The following is a 19,791-nucleotide window of genomic DNA, read 5'->3' on the forward strand; positions in this document are numbered from 1 at the left end:
CCGCTGAAGACTTACTCCATTTCACCAATACGACTCAGCACTCGACCTACGGCGCCTTGATTCCGCCGCGCAAAAAATAACGCTTTTTCTCCCATCGACATTCGCAAGCTAGAGTCGCCAAGCAACTTAAGTAAGCGGCTTGCTAGAGCTGACTCATCATGGCAGATTAGCCCAGCGCCTTCATCAATTAGGCCTTGTGTGATCTCTTTAAAATTAAATGTATGCTCTCCGACCAAGATGGGTTTAGAAAGCAACGCTGGTTCGATTGGGTTATGCCCTCCACGCTTTATCAAACTGCCGCCCACAAAAGCGACATCAGAACAATGGTAGTATGAAAGCAATTCCCCCATTGAATCTCCGATAATTACATCGTATCCAGACCAGTTTTCTGCAGATACTTCACTGCGTTTAGCAACGCGCGTAAAGTGTAACTTGGCGAGTTTATAAACGTCTTCAAAGCGCTCTGGATGTCGAGGAACTAAAATAAGCAAAGCATGAAGATGATGTTGCTTTATTACCTTATGAGACTCACAAAGTAACGTTTCTTCGTCTTCATGGGTGCTTGCACCAACCCAAACCAATGTTTCATCAGAAAATAAAGATCGCCAGTTACTTTCCAAAACAGTATTTGGAACAGTTAGATCAAATTTAATATTACCGGTTACGCACACGTTTTTAGCGCCAAGTTGTTCAAAGCGTTTTGCATCCACTCCATCGTGAGCACAAATTTTCTTTGGGATCTGCATGATTTTTTTCGAAAGACTGGCAAACTTAAGGTATTTTTTTAACGAACGCTCACTCAAACGGGCGTTAATCAAGAAGACTTCAATATCGTTTTGCTGGCATTGCATTAATAAATTTGGCCACATTTCTGTTTCAACGATTACTAACTTTGAACAAAGTATTTTATCTAGGAAACGTTTAACGGATTTTTTAAAGTCTACAGGAAGATAATGATGCTGCACATTGTGCTTAAAGAGCTGATCAACTTGAGCCGCTCCTGTGGGAGTCATAGTAGTAATTAATAATTTTTTCTGGGGGTGTAAACGCTGCCATTCAGCGACCAAAGGCCGAACAGCGAGTACCTCTCCAACCGAGGCACAGTGTATCCAAAGGTCCACAGAAATCCTTGACTCTACTTCACCCAGTGCCTGTGAAATAGAGTAATTTTCATGATTATCTGCAAAGCGCTTTAACTTAATGAAAATAAAAGGTGTGAGCAATTTGAGAAGTATCTGATAAGCCCACATGGCTACGCCTCAGGTTCATCATTAAATTGTTGATGATACAGTTGAGCATAGGCGCCTTTCAACTCCAATAACTCAGCATGAGTCCCTATCTCAACCACTTCCCCATGATCAATTACGGCAATAATATCCGCATTTTCAACCGTCGATAATCGATGAGCAATAGCAATGGTGGTTCTGCCTTTCATGAGAGAGTCTAACGCCTGTTGAATCGCTCTTTCCGATTCAGAATCCAGTGCGGAAGTAGCTTCATCTAAAATAAGAATAGGCGCATTTTTTAAAATGGCCCTGGCAATCGCAATACGTTGACGCTGACCACCGGAAAGTAAAACCCCATTTTCACCCACTAAGGTATCTAAGCCGTTCTCTAGCTCTTCAATGAAGCCCCAGGCATTTGCGGCTTTTGCCGCCGCTATTACCTCTTCTTCAGAAGACTCTTTTAGGTCTCCATAGGCAATATTAGAGCGAATCGATCCGTTAAACAAAATCACCTGCTGGTTTACCAGGGCAATGTTTTTTCTAAGATTATCAATTGCATATTGATTAACCGCGACACCATCTAAAAGCAAATCACCTTCTGCAACATCATAAAAGCGAGGAATTAAATTTGCGACGGTAGACTTACCGCCACCAGATCGACCCACAAGCGCCAAGGTTTTTCCGGCGGGAAGGAAAAGGCTAATATCGTTAAGGATTTTTTTGTCTGTATTTGGGTAAGAGAAATTAAGTTTATTAAACTCAATATCCCCCTTAAAACGCGCTATGCGCTTCACACCCGTATTTTTTTCTTCCGCTAAATCCAAAAAGCTAAAAATACTTTCTGCCGCTGAAATACCTTTCTGTAAAATACTGTTCACTTCTGTTAACTGGCGCATAGGCTTGCTCAACATGCCTGCTGCACCAATAAAAGCAACAAAATCCCCCGCCGACATTGAAGCACTGATTGTGGGATCTAATGCCATCCAAATAAGCATGGCTAAGGCAACAGCGACGATAAACTGCACAATCGGCACATTTAATGCTTTGGTTAACTCTAGTTTAAGCTGAGAGCGGCGATTTTCATTTGCGGCTTGATAAAAGCGTTCTGTTTCAAATGTTGCGCCACCAAAAATTTTAATGACTTCATGCCCTTTGATCGACTCAGAAGCCACATCAGTTACCCCGCCCATTGCGTCCTGTATACGCGTACTTAACTTACGAAAACGCTTAGAAGCATAAGAGACAATCAAACCAATAATGGGCACAATAAGTAAGAACAATAAAGACAATCGCCAGTTGGTATAAAGCATGTATCCCATCAGTCCAATAACGGTAAAACCTTCCCTTAATAACGTTTTCAGCGCATTGGTTACCGAGCCAATGACTTGCTCAGTATCATAAGTAAGCTTGGCCAATAAACGCCCCGTAGGCATAGAATGATAATAACTAGAAGGCAAAGCCACTAATTTGTTAAACATACTGGTTCTAAGATCAAACACCACTTTATTGGCAATCTGAGCCATAAAATACGAGCTGGTAAAGGTTCCTAACCCTCTAATAACAAAAATCCCTAAGATCGACAGCGGAATCAATAAGCGGTTTTCCGTCGCTTGACCATTAGAAACAACGTCAACAATATGCTTTAGTAAAGCCGCTAATGCGGGCTCCATGGCAGCATACATCATAAAACCAATGACACTGAGCACTAGATAATGCCAAGACCCTTTGAGGTAGGTCAATAAACGAAAGTAAAGTTGTCTGCCCGTTTGTGGTTTGTTTTTTCCAGCGCTATCAACTTGGCTCATTTATAAGTTAGCCTTTTCAATAATCTTAGTTGTTGAGTAACCGTCTACGAAAGTCAGCACCTTTACTTCCCCACCACTGGATAGGACATGTTCAGCACCGACAATGGTATCAATAGAGTAATCTCCCCCCTTAACAAGCACGTCAGGTGAAAGCGCCTCTATAATGGCTTTAGGGGTATCCTCATCAAACCAGGTGACCCAATCGATGGCACCTATCCCCTCCAAAACCGCCATTCTGTGTTCCAAATTATTAATCGGGCGCTTTTCTCCCTTTAGGCGTTTCACGGAAGCATCTGTATTGACGGCAACGATAAGCCGATCACCAAGCGCTTTTGCTTGTTTCATGTAAGTCACATGCCCAGGGTGCAATATATCGAAACAGCCGTTGGTGAAAACCACCTTTTCATCATTCAATTGAGCCAACTTTATTTGCTCTAATAATTCACTGGCTGACAAGACGCCGAAATTGGTAGTACGTGAACGAGCAAACATAATCGCTTCCAGCTGCTCTGATGATATAGTCGCCGTACCTAATTTGCCAATAACATAACCGGCGGCCTGGTTTGCATATTCCACGGCATCTGTTAGCCGTTTGCTGGTCACAAAAATGGAGGCGAGAACCGCAATAACGGTATCGCCAGCCCCCGTCACATCAAACACTTCACGAGCCGCCGTAGCGAGAGAGAAAGGCGGCTTGCTGTCCTCAAACAACATTAAACCGTCTTCTCCACGAGTAACTAAAAGGGCCTTCCAATCGAACTGCTTGCGCAAAGATTCACCACGAGAAATAAGCGCCTTAGTATCTTCACAATGGCCGACTATGGTTTCAAACTCACTGAGGTTTGGTTTAACTAACGTCGCACCTTGATAAATAGAAAAATCCTTACCTTTCGGATCAACAAAAGAAGGCACAGAATGTTGATTAGCTAATTGAATTAAAGGCTGAATTCCTGATAACGTACCCTTAGCGTAATCAGAAAATATCACCGCATCACAATCGGCAATCGTCTCGTTAACCAAGGATTCGATTTCAGAGCGGTGATCGAAGCTTGCGAAATCTTCTTCAAAGTCCACCCGAATAAGTTGTTGATGCCGACTAATGACCCTCAACTTAGTTATGGTAGGCAAAGCGTCACTGTGATAAAAACGACATTGTACATTTTCATTTATTAAACAGGACTTCAGCGCATTGGCGTTTTCATCCTTACCAACGATACCAATTAAGGTTACTTTCACCCCCAACTTAGCCAAGCCTAAAGCGACGTTTGCGGCACCACCAGCCCGATCTTCAACGCCAGACACTTTAACAACCTGGACAGGCGCTTCCGGAGATATGCGAGATGTACCGCCATGCCAATAGCGATCTAGCATCACATCGCCAACGACGAGGATATGTTTTTCTTTAAAATTAAGATAAGAAGAGTTCATAGCGTAATAGTATTCGATTTTTGAGGATGAGCATCTTATCATATCCGGCAGCCAAGTTGGATAGACTTAAAATAAGGCACCACTGTAATGATAGTGAATTTGATTAAAAAAAATTGCCAAAACTTTGTGTTTAACGGTTTATTGCACCAATGGAACAAAAATGGGTTCCACTCGACACAAGGTTACAGCTTTGAGAGCTTAACAAGCACATGGGAAATAAACCCTGTTGGCCGCACTAGGCTACTGACCCAATGTCGTCAGCTGTACACATTCTCACATGCCTCGTTAGTCGACAACAACCCCGGGTGGAAGGCACGCTTAGCGCCTTTATTTAGTTTTATAACTCAAAACTATTTTAAGAGTGACCGTTGGATTTTTTCTTTAGATGATAAATTAACCCCACTTGACGAAAAAAGTGATGCCTACGCTCTGGCCTTTGTTCTGCTATCTTTTAGTTATTATTACCAAGCTACAAGAGATGAAAAAGCCCTTGAATTAATTGAATCAACCCACCTTTTCTTACAAGAAAAAATGCGTTCAAATAAAGGTGGATACTATGAATCTTTCCCCATAGACTCTCTCTCAATACGCCGTCAAAATCCTCACATGCACCTACTTGAAGGATATATTGCAGCCTACCATGCAACCGAAAGTGAACCCTATAAGCTCGCATTGATTGAATTGTTATCCCTAGCAAAAACACACTTTTTTGATGCAGAAACAAAAAGCCTTCGAGAGTTTTTTAATTCAGACTGGTCTTATAATCTCAATACAGGTCACATCATTGAACCAGGCCATCACTTTGAATGGGTTTGGTTACTGCATCAATCGTATAAAATTGATGCAGACCCAGAGTATTTGATCATGGCCGATGCCCTTTGGGAAAAAGCCACGCGATATGGATTAGACCCAAAAGGTGGTGTTTATAACCAAATACACGCAAAAACAAACCAAGTACTGGATAAAGAAAAGCGTATTTGGCCTCTTACTGAATATTTAAAAGCGCTGTGCGCTCATCTTGAAGATGGTCCAAACAAAGTGGAACAGATCAAGAACGCGATTAGTTTCATTTTCACTCATTACCTCCATCGAGATGGTCATTGGAATGAGTTTTTGGATGCCGACAATAAACCAAAAGATCACCCTCTTCCAGGAACAAGCAGTTATCATATTTTTCTAGGCTTATGGGAGGTCATCCAATGGTGTCAAATTTCAATGGACAGAACCAATACGCTGTCCCATGTAAACCAACCCCAAATTTAGCATTAAAGGAACAATCATATGTACGTAGTTACTGGTGGTGCTGGCTTTATTGGCAGCAATATTGTCCACGCATTAAATAAACGAGGTATTGATGACATCCTTGTCGTTGATGATTTAACCGATGGCAAAAAATGCCGTAATTTAAGCGATCTAAATATTGCTGATTACATGGATATGCATGACTTTTTAGCGGCTATAAAAAACGACTCCCTTAACGCAGAAGTCACGGCTATATTTCATGAAGGGGCCTGCTCGGCAACGACTGAGTGGGATGGTAAATTCGTAATGGACGTAAACTATCAATATTCAAAAGCCGTTTTACATTATTGCTTAGAGAAAAAAATTCCATTTTCTTATGCCTCATCTGCTTCCGTATACGGCGCAGGCCCAATCTTTAAAGAAGATCGTTCGCAAGAAAAACCGTTAAATATGTACGCGTTTTCAAAATTTCAATTTGACCAATACATTCGCCGCTTATTACCAAACATTGAAAGCCAAGTATGCGGTTTCCGTTATTTCAATGTCTATGGGCCGCGAGAGCAACATAAAGGGTCGATGGCCAGTGTGGCTTTTCACCTTCGTAATCAAATATCAGCGGGTGAAAACCCAAAACTTTTTGGCGCGTACGATGGCTATGAAGCGGGCGGACAGAGCCGTGATTTTATCTATGTTGAAGACTTAGTAAAGACCAAGCTTTGGTTTTTAGATAACCCTAATCAATCCGGAATTTTTAACCTTGGCACCGGTAAAGCAGAACCTTTTAGAACCATTGCTGAAACCGTAATTAACTATTATGGACGAGGTGACATCGAGTTTATCGAATTTCCAGAGCATCTAAAAGGTGTATACCAGAGCTTCACTGAAGCCGATATTAGCAACCTAAGAAATACCGGTTATAAAGGTAGCTTTAGAGGCCTCGCCCAAGGGGTAACAGATTATTTAACTTGGTTGGATCATAATGGCTAAATATCTGATTGTAGGCCCATCATGGGTGGGCGATATGGTAATGGCTCAAAGCCTATTTAGTCGAGTGAAAAAAGACGATCACGAGGCCATCATTGATGTCATCGGCCCTGCTTGGTCAGCCCCTATTTTAGCAAGAATGCCAGAGGTACGTCAGGCAATCACCTTAAAAACGGCCCATGGAGAATGGGGTATTAAGACCCGCCGATCTCTGGGTAAACGCTTACAAGCCGAACAGTACGATAAAGCCATTATTATACCGCGCTCTTGGAAATCAGCACTTGTTCCTTTTTTTGCGAACATCCCGGTGCGTGTGGGTTTTCATGGTGAGCAACGTTTTGTTTTATTAACTGAACGTCGAAAGCTCGATAAAACCATTTTGGACCAAACGGTAAAACGCTTTACCTCATTGGGTGTTGATATAGAGAAAGCCTACCCACCCGAGCCGTTAATACACCCTAAATTGGTCGTTGATAAAAACAATCAGCAGCACTTACTGTCTCACTTTAAGCTCTCAAAAGAGAGACCGGCCGTGGCTTTAATGGCAGGAGCGGAATTCGGTCCATCAAAACAATGGCCGCTACATCACTTCCAAGAAGTCGCCCAGCACTTGATCAGAAAAGGTTATCAAATATGGGTATTAGGAGGCCCAAAAGACCAAGAAGATGGTGACAAAATCATTGATGGTTTAGGTGAGTTTGCGTTTAATTTATGTGGAAAAACCAAATTAGTTGATGCCATAGACCTACTCGCTTATTCCGAGCAGGCCATCAGCAATGACTCTGGACTAATGCATGTTGCCGCAGCGGTAGGTACCCATGTACATGGGATATACGGTTCAACAAGTGACGCTTTCACACCACCACTGACAGATAAAAAAACCATTCATAATTTACACTTGGACTGTTCACCGTGCTTTAAAAGACACTGTCCATTAGGGCATACAGACTGCCAACATAATTTAAAACCACACAGTATTATTCATACTCTGAAATAAAGCCTAAAACCTGAATGGCTAGGTAGGTGACCTATATAGCCATTCAGGTTAGTCATTTAAGAAACTCAGTATATTCGTTAACGACATTTTACTTAATCATAGCTGACAGCAAATGGTCAATTGTATATTGCTGTTTAATCGAATCATCAATCTCTGTAGTTGGAGCGTCTAGGAACTCAAGCAAGGTCCGCTTTTCATGGCCTAATACATAAATGTTATTTTCATGATAAAAATCGTAATGGACGATGTCTTTGTTGTTCGTCAGGAGTTTTTTATTTAGAAAAAGAGACTCCAATGCTCGCGTTGTTAATCCTTCTTGATACCCTTGACTTATCTCTAGCAAACAGGTTGATCTAGACGCTCGCCGTAAATACTCTTCGTAAGAAATATAATGTTCAGAAAAGAGAGCTAATTCTTCCTGTTGATATTTTTTACGCTTATCTTTGACTAAATGACAATCAAATCCAACCTCGATACCCATTAGCTGTTGCTTAACATGCTGTAAGAATGCCAGCCGACCCTTATCCACTCCTGAAAAGAAAACCCTATGACTTTCCGATTCTGTTGTTAAATAGCTTACTTCATCTTGCTTCAAAAACCTTAGTACCTGCGGATGATAGTGAAAGCCAAAATTCGAAGCATCGCCCTTATCAAAAGTCCAAATTTTTATACTATTCAGCCGGCAATACCAAAGCAAAAAAAACCGCCGTTTGGAACTCATCGAAGAAATTGGATTCCAAAGCCAAAGAGCGGCTGCACTATTTTGAGTTTTTGCGTAGTTATCCAAAGCAAGAATATCTTCCATAGCAAAAAAAATAAGTTGTTCATCTTCATTTCTTTTCTTACTTGAAATAAGTGATCTCAAAATAACATACAAACGCTTGAACATCGCCACTTTGGTTTTCGTTTTGAAATCTGACACGGTTACCTTGGTTTTATCACCAAGATCATCAAAGATAAACTTAGATAGATAAAAGTCATTGCGAACTATGGAAAGTTTTTTCATTTAAGGTGCTTATCTAACCCAGATTCAATCCACTGGAGCTTATTATCAATGGTATTACTTAAAATCTCATCATTTTTCGGTAAGCTCGCACGTGTGTTTTCTTTGTGATATAGGTGAAATCCAACTCCGGAAAACTTTAAATAAAAACGTTGAATGCCTTTATTTAACATACGAATAACCATTTCACTGTCTTCTCGCCCCCAACCTTCAAATGCTTCGTTATAGCCATTGATCGCAACAATGTCTTTTTTCCAAAAAGCAATGTTACACCCTCTAGTTGACCTATCTGAATTCCATACTTTTGAAAATAAACGACTTAATAATGGAGAACTAAGGGTGTTGTGACGATTGCGCAGCCCTTTAGTAAAGAAGTTCGGGATCGAGAAATTTTGCATAATACGTTTACTTAAATCGTCCCCCATCAGAACCCGCCCTCCTTGAACAAAGAAATTAGGGCGAGCTGCGGCAATATGGGAAGCAATAAAATCAGGCGCAATCAAGATATCGCCATCAATAATAATAATGTAATCGCCCCGAGCTTTGGTAATAGCGCGGTTACGACTCATTGCCAACCGAAAACCACTGTCTTCTTGCCAGCTGTGGATAAGCGGAACTGGGAAGTTTTCGGCATAGGTTTTTATCAAACGTTGAGTATCTTCTCTTGAACCATCGTCTGCAATGATCACTTCATAAGGCAAAGTACTTTGCTTCAAAACACTTTGCAACACGACTTCCAACGCCTCTTTCCAATTATAAGTCGTTACAATTAAGGTAACTTTCATTTATCGCGCTCCGTTTGCTCTCTGAGCCATAAATCAATGTATTTTACAAAAGTTGAGTGCATACCCAGCCACGCGAGAATAAACCCATGCTTGCCATCCAGAAAACCTCGCTTTATGAAATACATTTTCACAAAGCACGCAATAGCATGTAATAATGCCGTCCCTAATCCTGATTTTTTCTTACCTTCTCTTTGGTCTGTCCATGCTTTTAAGTAGCCTGTCGTCTTATTGATATAATGATGCAAATTTTCATAAGTATCATGATATAAAATACCTTCCGAGATTTTTTTAATCCTTACTCCCTCACCCACAACCACTTTTTCATGAACAAGTGCGTCGTTGTAAGCGACTTTTTCTCTTGGATACAAACGAACAATCCAATCAGGGCTCCAGCCAGAGTAATGTATATATTTACCAAACGCTTTTGTAAGACGATTAACTTCATAACAGATATCTAAATCTGAATTCAAAATAATGTGCTGTATAGACGCCTTAAGTTCAGGAGAAATACATTCATCCGCATCAAGCACTAAAACCCAATCTGAAGACATATAAGACTGGGCAAGCTGCCTTTGTCTACCAAACCCAGGCCAGTCTAAATTCTGATAGACAGTCGCTTGATATTTGTCCGCAATGTCTAACGTTGAGTCTGTACTCCCTGAATCAACAATGACAATTTCATTAACCCAACCAAAAACAGATTCTAAACACTTGGCTAAATGCTTTTCCTCATTTTTAACTATCATCAAAACGCCAAGCGTAGTTTCAGTATTCATATCAATCCGTTTTTAAAGTTGTCCAGAGAGCTCAAAATACTTCTTCGCAACTAAAAGGTTAATTTTATGTTCTCGCTCAATATCTTTGAACTGCTCAGTATAAGTTTGAGCGTTCTTAATAATTTCTTGGGCAAGGGCTTGATTTTCGTTGTAAAACTGAATCTTTTCTTCAAGATCACTGAAATCATCTTTGAGCAACACATAATGAACATCAGGAACTAATCGGCCTTCCATGTACCAAGTTTCAAAACGTGGCCGCCTCATAAAGCACAAAGAATTAGAGGACATAATCCACTTTAAATTTGTCGCAACATCTTTACCTTCAACACTGACAATGTATTTATATTCCAACTGCTGATCAATAGTGAGAAAACCTTTGAAACCAACATCATCTTTTAAGCTGTCATCACTGTGTCCTATATTACATAGCGGATGGGTCGCAAATTTATCCGTCAGTATTTTTCTATGTTTTTGATAAATCATTCCCCGCCAAACAGCCTGACCTTTCTTATCTTTAAACTGTTTTTTATCGTTAAGAAAATTATAATGACGAATGGCATTTAATTTAAGCAATACTGAAGCCTGATTGTTGTCTGAAATAGGTCGGCTTTTAACAAATGAAGGTTCATCTGGGATATGAATTACATCCCCGAAAACATAACTAAACCTTAATGCTTTGGGAAAATACTTAACAATTTTCTTTGTATCAGCGTAATAAGCAAAACTTTTGTCTTTCTTGAAGCGGCCAATTTCAACAGAAGAACGTAAATTTGAAAAAAGCGGATCCTTACAATAATAATTAACTCGCTGCTCGATATCAGCATCAACCCAAAATTTTGATAATACAGCCCGATAGTCCTTAAACTCTGGCTTACTAATGACAATAAGCTCAGATAAGTAATACCAAATCTTCTTTGCTCTTTTTTTAAAATAATGCAAATCTTTCATTTTTTAACACTTACCATTATGAATCGATACCAAACAAATCCCGTGTATAGACTTTATTTGAAACATCTGAAATTTCTTCTGTCATTCTATTGGCAACAATAACATCGCTCAATTTTTTGAATTCACTCATGTCATTAATCACTCTTGAGTTATAAAAGAACGCATCACTCAAAACAGGCTCATACACAACAACCTCGACCCCTTCCGCTTTTATTCGTTTCATCACACCTTGTACCGCTGAAGCCCTGAAGTTATCAGAGCCCACCTTCATAACCAATCGATATATACCAACGACTTTAGGGTTTTTACTTAAAATTGATTCAGCGATAAAGTTTTTACGCGTGACATTGGCATCCACAATCGCTTTTACAAGATTATTTGGTACTTTATCGTAATTCGCCAAAAGCTGCTTTGTGTCCTTCGGCAAACAATAGCCACCATACCCAAAAGAAGGATTATTGTAGTGATTACCAATACGACTGTCAGAACTAACACCTTTTATAATCTGCTTAGAATCCAGGCCATGCGTTTCTGCAAAGCTATCTAACTCATTAAAAAAAGCAACTCTCATGGCCAAGTAGGTATTTGCAAACAACTTAATTGCTTCGGCTTCAGTTGAACCTGTTAGTAAAACCTCTATATCATCTTTTTTAGCCGCTTGAGCCAGCAAATTAGCGAAGGTGCGCGCTCTCTCTGATTCCTCTCCAACGATAATTCTAGATGGGTAGAGGTTATCATAAAGCGCTTTTCCTTCTCTTAAAAATTCTGGAGAAAAAATAAGATTAGCGGTTTTATATTCCTTTGATGCTTTGCTTGTAAAACCAACAGGAACAGTTGACTTTACAATCATCGTTGCTAAAGGGTTTATATTTATGACATCCTGAATAACGGCCTCAACTAATTTCGTATTAAAATAATTAGTATCGGGATCATAATCCGTTGGTGTGGCTATGATAATAAAATCGGCATTATCATATGCTTCAATCTTATCAAGTGTGGCTCTAAAGTTAAGATTTCCGGCCTTTAAATACGCCTCAACATCGGCATCCACAATGGGAGAAAGACCTATATTTAATAGGTCGACTTTTTCCTGCAAAATATCAAGCGCAACCACTTCATTATGTTGAGCAAGAAGCAAGGCATTAGAAATACCGACATAACCTGTTCCTACCACTGCTATTTTCATGATTGCTCCATAACGATTCGATTTGTTTGGCTGACCATTTTATGAAGCTTTATAAAGGGATTCAATCAAAACTGGATCTAGGAAGGAAAAGATAAAAATAATGCCAGCAAAACAATCAAATTCAGGCTACTCTAAAAGAAAACAATAATATGGAGTTAGTCTATGAAGTTTGAACTTGTTGATCGTCAAGGATATATCCCTGATTTAGTCTATGGAGAAGCAGGACAGGAACTCGCATGCTTTGTTCCTGATAGCTATAAATGGCAACAAATTGCGTATAACAATGGCGAAGGTGATGTCTTAATAGACGGCCATACTTGGCGCTTCTTTTTCGCACAAGAAGGCATTGGTGTTAAATTAATCGACGGCATAGTTACCCTTAAAGAAGCCGAATCCTTTCTCTCTGCTGTAAAAATAAAGATTTGGGGTGAGAAAAACCAGCAAGTACAAATGTTTATCGCAGGAACAACACCTAGATAGAATAAACCCGAGCACTTAGTGATGATAACTAACACGCGTTAAGACTACTAAGTGCTCATTAGACTATTAATTAAACGTCGGCTTAAATTGAATTTCACCTTGTATAAAGTCATTAGAAGAAAGCATTTGAGTGCCCCCTAATTCATCGGGTAGGTCAATGTGGTTAAATGAATTAGTGGTATGAGTGACTGGTTCAAGACAAAAAAATGCACTATTCTGCTCTTGATCATCTGTAGACGGCTCAGGTGAAAACAACACTAGGTTTCGAAATATTTCCGATGCATTTATTACCAATTGACCACCATGAGAAGGCCAAGATAATAACGCAGTACCATCCCATCCGGTAAAATTATTGTCTAAGCCAATCTCTAAGTGACCACGTCTAAAATTCACTACTGCATCCGTTTCTGTTTTATGAGTATGAGGAATCAAAAACTCATCACTAAACCACTGCCCAGTTGAGTGAAATTGGACCTTCATATTGGGTTCGTAGATAAAATATGGGTGAATTCCCATGCCTGCTGGCATGACTTGACTCCCTGTATTCAAAAGCTTTAGACGAATGGTCAATCCGTCATCATTTAATTCAAACACTTGCTCTGCTTGATAAGAATACGGCCATCCAAAAGTATCAACCGAGTCATTAGGAAAAGTAAACACTAAAGTCGCGCTGGTTTCTGTTTGTTTTTTAACGTGCCACACCCCCAACCAACTATGACCGTGATTAAATAGCGGCCAATCAGCGATGTTTGCCGAAATTAAGTGTTCACGACCATCAACTTCAAGTCTATTATTACCAATGCGATTTGATAATGGGAACAAAGGAAAAGATGAGGCGTTAAGTGCATCAATCGGCTCTTTGAGTTGGCTAGGCTCTACGGGCCTTAACCAATCAATTCTTTGACTTTCCTTTATCGAAAAAAAGTGTGTGATTACACCGCCTTTATCAGGACTTAAACCAAGTTCAAAAAAGTCATTTTTTAATATTATTACTGAGTCGCTCATCACATTACCTCTGTGTCAATGACTGGTTAATCTAATCTTCTTGCGATTCTTTCACTAATCGCATCATCCTTTTGGACCACAAACTCCAAGAACCTACAAACACCTTTTGATAATCTAGACCAGCAACGGTTGCCGCTAAAACGTTATGGCAAGCTGTAACACCTGAACCGCAATAATGAACAAGCGGTTTGTTTTCGTCATTCAATAGCTCAAATTCCTTTAGTAACTGCTCTGACGGCTTAAATAAACCACTCTCTAACAGATTGTCTGAAAACGGACGATTTTTTGCGCCAGGTATATGCCCAGCAACGGGATCCATTGTCTCTTCTTCTCCATGGAAGCGATTAACCGCACGCGCATCAATCAAGCCATACTGATTCAATTCAAAATTATTAAGCACCGTCGCTTCGTCAACGCTTAATGGAAAACGAGATTGATTAGTCGTTATTTTTCCAACTTCCTTAACCTCTTTCCCTGCACCAGACTCTGTTGGCAATTCTTTTTCTTGCCAAGTATTAAACCCTCCATCAAGCACATAACAAGTAATATCTAGCTGAATGAGCATCCACCAGCACCTTGCCGCGATGGCGCCCCCCATATCATCGTAAACGACAACCACACTGTCTTTATTTACGCCTAACAATTGAAGTGTATTAACAAAATCGTCTATAGAAGGTAAAGGGTGCCTTCCAGTTTCATCTGTTTCCGTGGCGGCTAATTGGGTATGAAGATCGACAAAGGTCGCATTAGGAATATGACTATTAAAATAGAGCTGATAGCCTTTCTCATGGTCTAATAAATAAAAACGGCTATCTAAAACGACCAGATCTTCATCACTCAATCGAGAGACAAGTTCATCACTTGACATTAATGCCTTCACAATCACCTCACTTTTTTTAGCTATTTCTTATTAGTTTTTGTATTTAATCAGATATTTCTATAGACAACATGTTTTTTTTGATAGAATTGTTCGATCTTTTTTAGTTCCTCCCCATAGACAACATACTTATCCCCGCCATGAAACGCATTGACATTGTTCTCACAGAAAAAAACATCGCAAAATCTCGCTCGCAAGCACAATCTTTTATTCAGGAAAAAAGAGTATTTGCCCAAATTAAAGGGCAGCTTACCCTAATTACAAAACCGAGTACCAAAGTAACCCCTGAATGCGAAATACAGCTACAACACAGCGATACTGATCAATACGTTTCACGAGGTGCTCTCAAGCTCGTTGGCGCTTTAGAGCTGTCGCAACTTGATATTGCAGGTTTCACGGTATTAGATGTTGGACAATCAACTGGCGGGTTTACTGATTGCGCCCTACAACAAGGTGCAGGTAAAGTAATTGGAATTGAAGTGGGACACGATCAATTAGACTCATCTTTAATACAGGACCCTAGAGTGGTTTGCTTAGAAGGAGTTAATGCTCGAAATCTAAACGTAGACGACTTAGGAGAACATTTTCCTGAAAAAGGCTTCGACCTAGCGGTAATGGATGTGTCCTTTATTTCTCAAGCAAAGATTCTTCCTCAATTACCCGAGTTACTCTCCGAAGAGGGCCATTTAATTTCTCTCGTGAAACCACAGTTTGAAGTGGGTAAAGAAGGAATAGGTAAAGGTGGCATAGTCAAAGACCCTAGCCTATTTAAACAAGTCGAGCAACGTATCTGTAAACTGGTAAGTGATTTAGGGTTTTCCATTCAAAGCTACACTGAAAGCCCAATTAAGGGAGGGGATGGCAATAGAGAATTTCTCTTATGGGCCAAAAAGTAACTCAACTGAACATAAGCCTTCTAAGACGCTAATTCATCATAGTTTATACTTGGGTCTATTCTTAATAGCTCAGCATCCTTGTGCTCTAATTCTGCCACATATTTTCTTGCCATATAAAAGCCAATACAGCCAAAGATAATCGAACCAACCGCTTGCCCGAATAAAATCCCTTCAGCCCCTATGCCCCATGAAAAAATAATGATTAATGGCCAAGTTCCTAATGTTGCCCTCGCAAAATTAAGCGCTGTACCAACATAGGGTCGACCAAGATTGTTAAAGGTGGCCAGCGCGATAAAAAGCAAACTTTGAAAGAAAAAACTAAAAGAGATAAAACTTGCAAAAAAACGAATTAACTCCGCTGTCGCCGCTTTTGCATTAAAGGTTTCAATCAACCAATCTTGACTCACGAACAAGAGCAAACACATGACAAGACAATAACAAAAACTGTAAATAACCGCGCTAGTTAACGTACTTTTCATTCTTTCAAAGGATTTAGCGCCAAAATTCTGACCAAGAATGGGACCAACGGCACCGGATAAAGCAAATAGGCCCCCAAACACAACAGGTATAATACGACCAATGATAGCAATGCCAGCCACCACATCATCACCAAAAGCAGCAGAGTGCTCCATAACAATCAAATTTGCTAAAGGAGAAGATAAATTGGTTAGCATGGCAGGGATAGCAATAAGAGAAATAACTCTTACGTCTTTATAAAAATCCAACAAATCAAATTGCGCTAACATCTTATGCAAATGAATCACACAGTAATAAGTGATGCCAACCATAGAAAAACGAGCAATAAGAGACGCTATAGCCGCCCCTTGAACCTCTAGCCCAAACCCAAATATCAATATAGGGTCCAGTACAGCATTCACTAAACCACCTAAAAAAGTGGCATACATGGCTCGCTTAGCATCACCAATCGCTCGCATAATGCCAGAGCCTATCATGGCCACCATAACCGCTGGCATCCCCCAAATTAAGACCTGCAAATACTCAATAGAAAGATCCAAGGTACGGCTACTGGCACCAATATAAAGCAATATATGAGGAATATTGGGATAAATAAGCCAAACTAAAAAAGAAGAAAATACAACGCCATAAACAAGAGAGTTGACCGAACGACGCTTAGCTAACGCCATATCACCCGCACCGACAGCACGTGAAATTAAGGCCGTGGCCGCAATGGCAACCGCTATACTAATAGAAATCGTAAAAAAAAGAATGGTGCTCGCAAAACCGACGGCGGCGACCGCCTCTTGTTTACCTAACATGGATAAAAACCACATATCCACAAGGTCAACCAAAAACATACACATCAGGCCCAGCGCCCCCGTAGCGGACATGACAACAACATGCTTCAATGTCGAACCTTGGGTAAACGTTGCCTGCTTAGGCATTTTCTTCTCCAGACACAGTAAAAATAAAAACAAAAAAACCGAACGTAATGCGGAGCACGTTCGGTCTACTGTATTTTCTCATGTATCCTAATTTGAACAAACCCTAAAAATTGAATACTTTCAGGGTTTGCTCACTTTTAATGTACTTCTGTCTTCTTATCAAACACAATCTTTTCAACGTCCGAATAACGACTGGCAAAATTTACCGTCATACCATTTTTGATGGAATCAGGTAATTCGTCATAATCACGGCGATTTGCTTCTGGTAAAATGAGCTCATGTATTTTAATACGCTTAGCCGCAATTACCTTTTCCCGAATTCCACCAACCGCAAGTACTTGACCTGTTAACGTAAGCTCTCCTGTCATGGCTAGAGGACGACGAATAGGTTCTCCTCGAGCTAACGACATAAGGGCTGTTGCCATCGTAACGCCGGCACTTGGTCCATCTTTCGGAGTCGCTCCTTCTGGAACATGTAGATGGATAAGACACTTGTCAAAAAATTCAGGATGAAGTTGATACGATTTAGTATGAGAACAGACATAGGAATAAGCGATCTCGGCTGATTCCTTCATCACATCCCCAAGCTTACCAGTTAACTTCAAGCCACGACTTAACTCATGGATCTTGTTTGCTTCAATAGGTAAGGTAGCGCCTCCCATCGATGTCCATGCTAACCCCGTTACTACGCCCACACCTCGTATACTTTTTTCGGCCCGGAAATATGGCATTCCCAATAAGGACTCAATGTCTTTAACCCCAACATTAATACTCTCTGACTGATTTAACATAAGCTGGACAACAGATTTTCTTAATATTTTTTGCAGCAGTTTATCCATACCACGAACACCCGCTTCTCGAGCATAGTCTTCAATCACATGCTTTAATGCCGCATCAGTTATATTCAACTGCTTTTTAAGCAATTTATTTTTCTTCAGAAGCTTCGGCCATAGATGTTGCTTAGCAATCGCCAGCTTTTCTTCTGAGGTATAACCTGACAATCGAATCACATCCATACGATCTAACAAAGGCGCTGGGATCGTGTCTAATTGATTTGCAGTACAAACAAATAAGGTTTTAGATAAATCAATTCTCATATCAAGATAGTGATCAAGAAACTCGGAATTTTGTTCGGGGTCAAGCGCCTCCAATAAAGCAGAGGCTGGGTCACCTTGAAAAGACGAACCAATTTTGTCAATTTCATCCAGCATAATCACTGGGTTTTCAACCTGAACGTCTTTTAACGCTTGTACAAATTTTCCGGGTAATGCTCCGATATACGTTCTGCGATGACCTTTAATCTCAGCTTCGTCTCTCATTCCGCCTAAACTAAAACGATAAAACTTTCGGTTTAGCGCATCCGCTATTGATTTACCTATAGATGTTTTACCAACGCCTGGGGGCCCCACCAGCAACATAATCGAGCCACCCATTTCGCCTCGATGTGCACCCAAAGCAAGAAACTCGATAATACGATCTTTTACATCATCTAGTCCTGCATGCTGTTTTTCAAGCACATCGCGTGCGGCTTGAATATCTAAGTTATCTTCAGAATGAACTCCCCACGGCAAGGACGTCGCCCAATCGAGATAGTTACGAGTCACCCCATACTCCGGAGAACCAGGCTCTAACATACTCAATTTATGTAACTCTTCATCGATTTTTATTTGCGCCTGCTCACTCACCACCTTTTCGAGTAATCTCTCCTTGAAACTGTCTAAGTCTGATGTTTTATCATCTTTAGTTAAACCCAGTTCTTTTTGAATCACCTTCAATTGCTCTTTAAGGAAGAACTCTCTTTGGTGTTTTGTGAGTTTTTCATTTACTTCGGCACTGATTTCGTTTTGCAGACGAGCAATTTCTAACTCTTTCTTAATCAAAAGCAAAGCTAAGTTTAATCTTGGCTGGATAGCTTGAGTCGCTAAAACCTCATACAACTCTTCCGCTTCCGCCGACGTAATTGATGCGGCAAAATCAGCCAGTAGACCTGGCTCATTAAATGAAAAGCGGCCTAAATATTGTTTTAAATCTTCACTGAATAATGGATTAAGGCGGATTAACTCCTTAATACTATCAAGCAAAGCGATAGAATACGCTTTTGACTCATCATCTTTTACTTTACTGTCATGCAAATATTTCACACGGGCTAAATAAGGCGCCTCTTCACTTAACCATTCAACCACTTCAAAACGTTTTACTCCCTGAGCTAAAAAAGTCACTTTACCATTTTCTAGCGCCGCTTTATGGACTTTGGCAACACAGCCTATCGTTCTAAATGCATCAATAGTGGGTTTACCTGAAGCCGTTTTGGCAGCATAAACCAGCCCAACAACATTTTGATGGGCATCAGAAACACGCTCAATTGTTCCCTCCCAAGGAACCGCATCAACCATTACAGGCTGCACTTGAGCAGGAAAAAAAGGCCGGCTAGAGATAGGAAGTAAATATAAGGTCTCAGGCAACACATCTTCAGGCAAGGCCAGTGCTTTGGGGTCATCAATGACGACATTATCAGTATCTACCGTTTCATTTTCTTGGGAGCTATCAGCAACGCCATCAAGGTATTCTTCATCGTTATTCATAATTCTTCTCGGTGAATCAAATAGTGGAACTCACAAATTTCTTTCTAACTATGTAATGACAAAAGTAATGATTACAACTATGAGCAAATGAAAACTAAAACATAAGCCCCCTCTGTATGGTATTATTCACGCAATAAAAGACATGCTCTTTTTCTTCACTATTTAACT

General features: G+C 40.3%; 17 protein-coding genes. 5 read left to right on the forward strand and 12 right to left on the reverse strand.

Annotation, left to right across the window (positions count from 1 at the left end; all coding sequences use genetic code 11):
- Positions 1 to 11 precede the first annotated feature (11 nt).
- Genes IEZ33_RS14420 through hldE form a run of 3 tightly spaced genes read right to left on the reverse strand, consistent with a single transcriptional unit; the run spans position 12 to position 4,459 of the window.
- Positions 12 to 1,250, reverse strand: a complete 1,239-nt coding sequence (locus IEZ33_RS14420) for a 3-deoxy-D-manno-octulosonic acid transferase (RefSeq protein WP_191600727.1) — start codon at positions 1,248 to 1,250, stop codon at positions 12 to 14.
- 2 nt (positions 1,251 to 1,252) lie between these two features.
- On the reverse strand, positions 1,253 to 3,031 hold the full coding sequence (gene msbA / locus IEZ33_RS14425) for a lipid A export permease/ATP-binding protein MsbA (protein WP_191600728.1): 1,779 nt from the start codon (positions 3,029 to 3,031) through the stop codon (positions 1,253 to 1,255).
- Entirely contained in the window at positions 3,032 to 4,459 is a 1,428-nt protein-coding gene (gene hldE / locus IEZ33_RS14430) for a bifunctional D-glycero-beta-D-manno-heptose-7-phosphate kinase/D-glycero-beta-D-manno-heptose 1-phosphate adenylyltransferase HldE (protein ID WP_191603658.1), read from the reverse strand. It lies immediately after the preceding gene.
- 87 nt (positions 4,460 to 4,546) lie between these two features.
- Here hldE and IEZ33_RS14435 point away from each other — a divergent pair, with 87 nt between their 5' ends.
- Genes IEZ33_RS14435 through waaF form a run of 3 tightly spaced genes read left to right on the forward strand, consistent with a single transcriptional unit; the run spans position 4,547 to position 7,682 of the window.
- On the forward strand, positions 4,547 to 5,722 hold the full coding sequence (locus tag IEZ33_RS14435) for an AGE family epimerase/isomerase (RefSeq protein ID WP_191600729.1): 1,176 nt from the start codon (positions 4,547 to 4,549) through the stop codon (positions 5,720 to 5,722).
- A gap of 18 nt (positions 5,723 to 5,740) precedes the next feature.
- Positions 5,741 to 6,688, forward strand: coding sequence for an ADP-glyceromanno-heptose 6-epimerase (gene rfaD, locus IEZ33_RS14440; protein WP_191600730.1), 948 nt, complete (start codon positions 5,741 to 5,743; stop codon positions 6,686 to 6,688).
- Positions 6,681 to 7,682, forward strand: coding sequence for a lipopolysaccharide heptosyltransferase II (gene waaF, locus IEZ33_RS14445; protein WP_191600731.1), 1,002 nt, complete (start codon positions 6,681 to 6,683; stop codon positions 7,680 to 7,682). The genes rfaD and waaF overlap by 8 nt, the downstream gene beginning before the upstream one ends.
- 88 nt (positions 7,683 to 7,770) lie before the next feature.
- Here waaF and IEZ33_RS14450 read toward each other — a convergent pair whose 3' ends face one another.
- From IEZ33_RS14450 to IEZ33_RS14470, 5 genes are read right to left on the reverse strand one after another with little or no spacing between them, the layout of a single operon-like run.
- Complete coding sequence (locus IEZ33_RS14450) at positions 7,771 to 8,688, reverse strand: WaaS/CpsH family glycosyltransferase (protein WP_191600732.1); 918 nt, start codon at positions 8,686 to 8,688, stop codon at positions 7,771 to 7,773.
- Complete coding sequence (locus IEZ33_RS14455) at positions 8,685 to 9,470, reverse strand: glycosyltransferase family 2 protein (RefSeq protein WP_191600733.1); 786 nt, start codon at positions 9,468 to 9,470, stop codon at positions 8,685 to 8,687. The genes IEZ33_RS14450 and IEZ33_RS14455 overlap by 4 nt, the downstream gene beginning before the upstream one ends.
- Positions 9,467 to 10,246, reverse strand: coding sequence for a glycosyltransferase family 2 protein (locus tag IEZ33_RS14460; RefSeq protein ID WP_191600734.1), 780 nt, complete (start codon positions 10,244 to 10,246; stop codon positions 9,467 to 9,469). Before IEZ33_RS14460 ends, IEZ33_RS14455 begins: the two co-directional genes overlap by 4 nt.
- 12 nt (positions 10,247 to 10,258) lie before the next feature.
- A complete protein-coding gene (locus IEZ33_RS14465) occupies positions 10,259 to 11,194 on the reverse strand; it encodes a glycosyl transferase family 90 (RefSeq protein WP_191600735.1) in 936 nt (311 codons plus the stop codon).
- Positions 11,195 to 11,210: 16 nt separating this feature from the next.
- Entirely contained in the window at positions 11,211 to 12,380 is a 1,170-nt protein-coding gene (locus IEZ33_RS14470) for a nucleotide sugar dehydrogenase (protein ID WP_191600736.1), read from the reverse strand.
- 162 nt (positions 12,381 to 12,542) lie between these two features.
- Here IEZ33_RS14470 and IEZ33_RS14475 point away from each other — a divergent pair, with 162 nt between their 5' ends.
- Positions 12,543 to 12,860 (forward strand): hypothetical protein, encoded by a 318-nt coding sequence (locus tag IEZ33_RS14475; protein WP_191600737.1) that lies wholly within the window; start codon positions 12,543 to 12,545, stop codon positions 12,858 to 12,860.
- A 66-nt stretch (positions 12,861 to 12,926) separates the two neighbouring features.
- On the opposite strand, the gene IEZ33_RS14480 is transcribed toward IEZ33_RS14475, so the two are convergent.
- Positions 12,927 to 13,865, reverse strand: a complete 939-nt coding sequence (locus IEZ33_RS14480; RefSeq protein ID WP_191600738.1) for an aldose 1-epimerase — start codon at positions 13,863 to 13,865, stop codon at positions 12,927 to 12,929.
- 31 nt (positions 13,866 to 13,896) lie between these two features.
- On the reverse strand, positions 13,897 to 14,733 hold the full coding sequence (locus IEZ33_RS14485) for a sulfurtransferase (protein WP_240009546.1): 837 nt from the start codon (positions 14,731 to 14,733) through the stop codon (positions 13,897 to 13,899).
- Positions 14,734 to 14,882: 149 nt separating this feature from the next.
- On the opposite strand from IEZ33_RS14485, the gene IEZ33_RS14490 reads away from it, so the two are divergent.
- Entirely contained in the window at positions 14,883 to 15,638 is a 756-nt protein-coding gene (locus IEZ33_RS14490; RefSeq protein ID WP_191600740.1) for a TlyA family RNA methyltransferase, read from the forward strand.
- Between the two features lie 20 nt (positions 15,639 to 15,658).
- Here IEZ33_RS14490 and IEZ33_RS14495 read toward each other — a convergent pair whose 3' ends face one another.
- Positions 15,659 to 17,041, reverse strand: a complete 1,383-nt coding sequence (locus IEZ33_RS14495) for an MATE family efflux transporter (RefSeq protein WP_191600741.1) — start codon at positions 17,039 to 17,041, stop codon at positions 15,659 to 15,661.
- Positions 17,042 to 17,178: 137 nt separating this feature from the next.
- Positions 17,179 to 19,623 (reverse strand): endopeptidase La, encoded by a 2,445-nt coding sequence (gene lon / locus IEZ33_RS14500; protein WP_191600742.1) that lies wholly within the window; start codon positions 19,621 to 19,623, stop codon positions 17,179 to 17,181.
- Positions 19,624 to 19,791: the final 168 nt, after the last annotated feature.

The organism is Marinomonas algicola (assembly GCF_014805825.1).
In the GTDB taxonomy this organism is placed as follows: Bacteria; Pseudomonadota; Gammaproteobacteria; order Pseudomonadales; family Marinomonadaceae; genus Marinomonas; species Marinomonas algicola.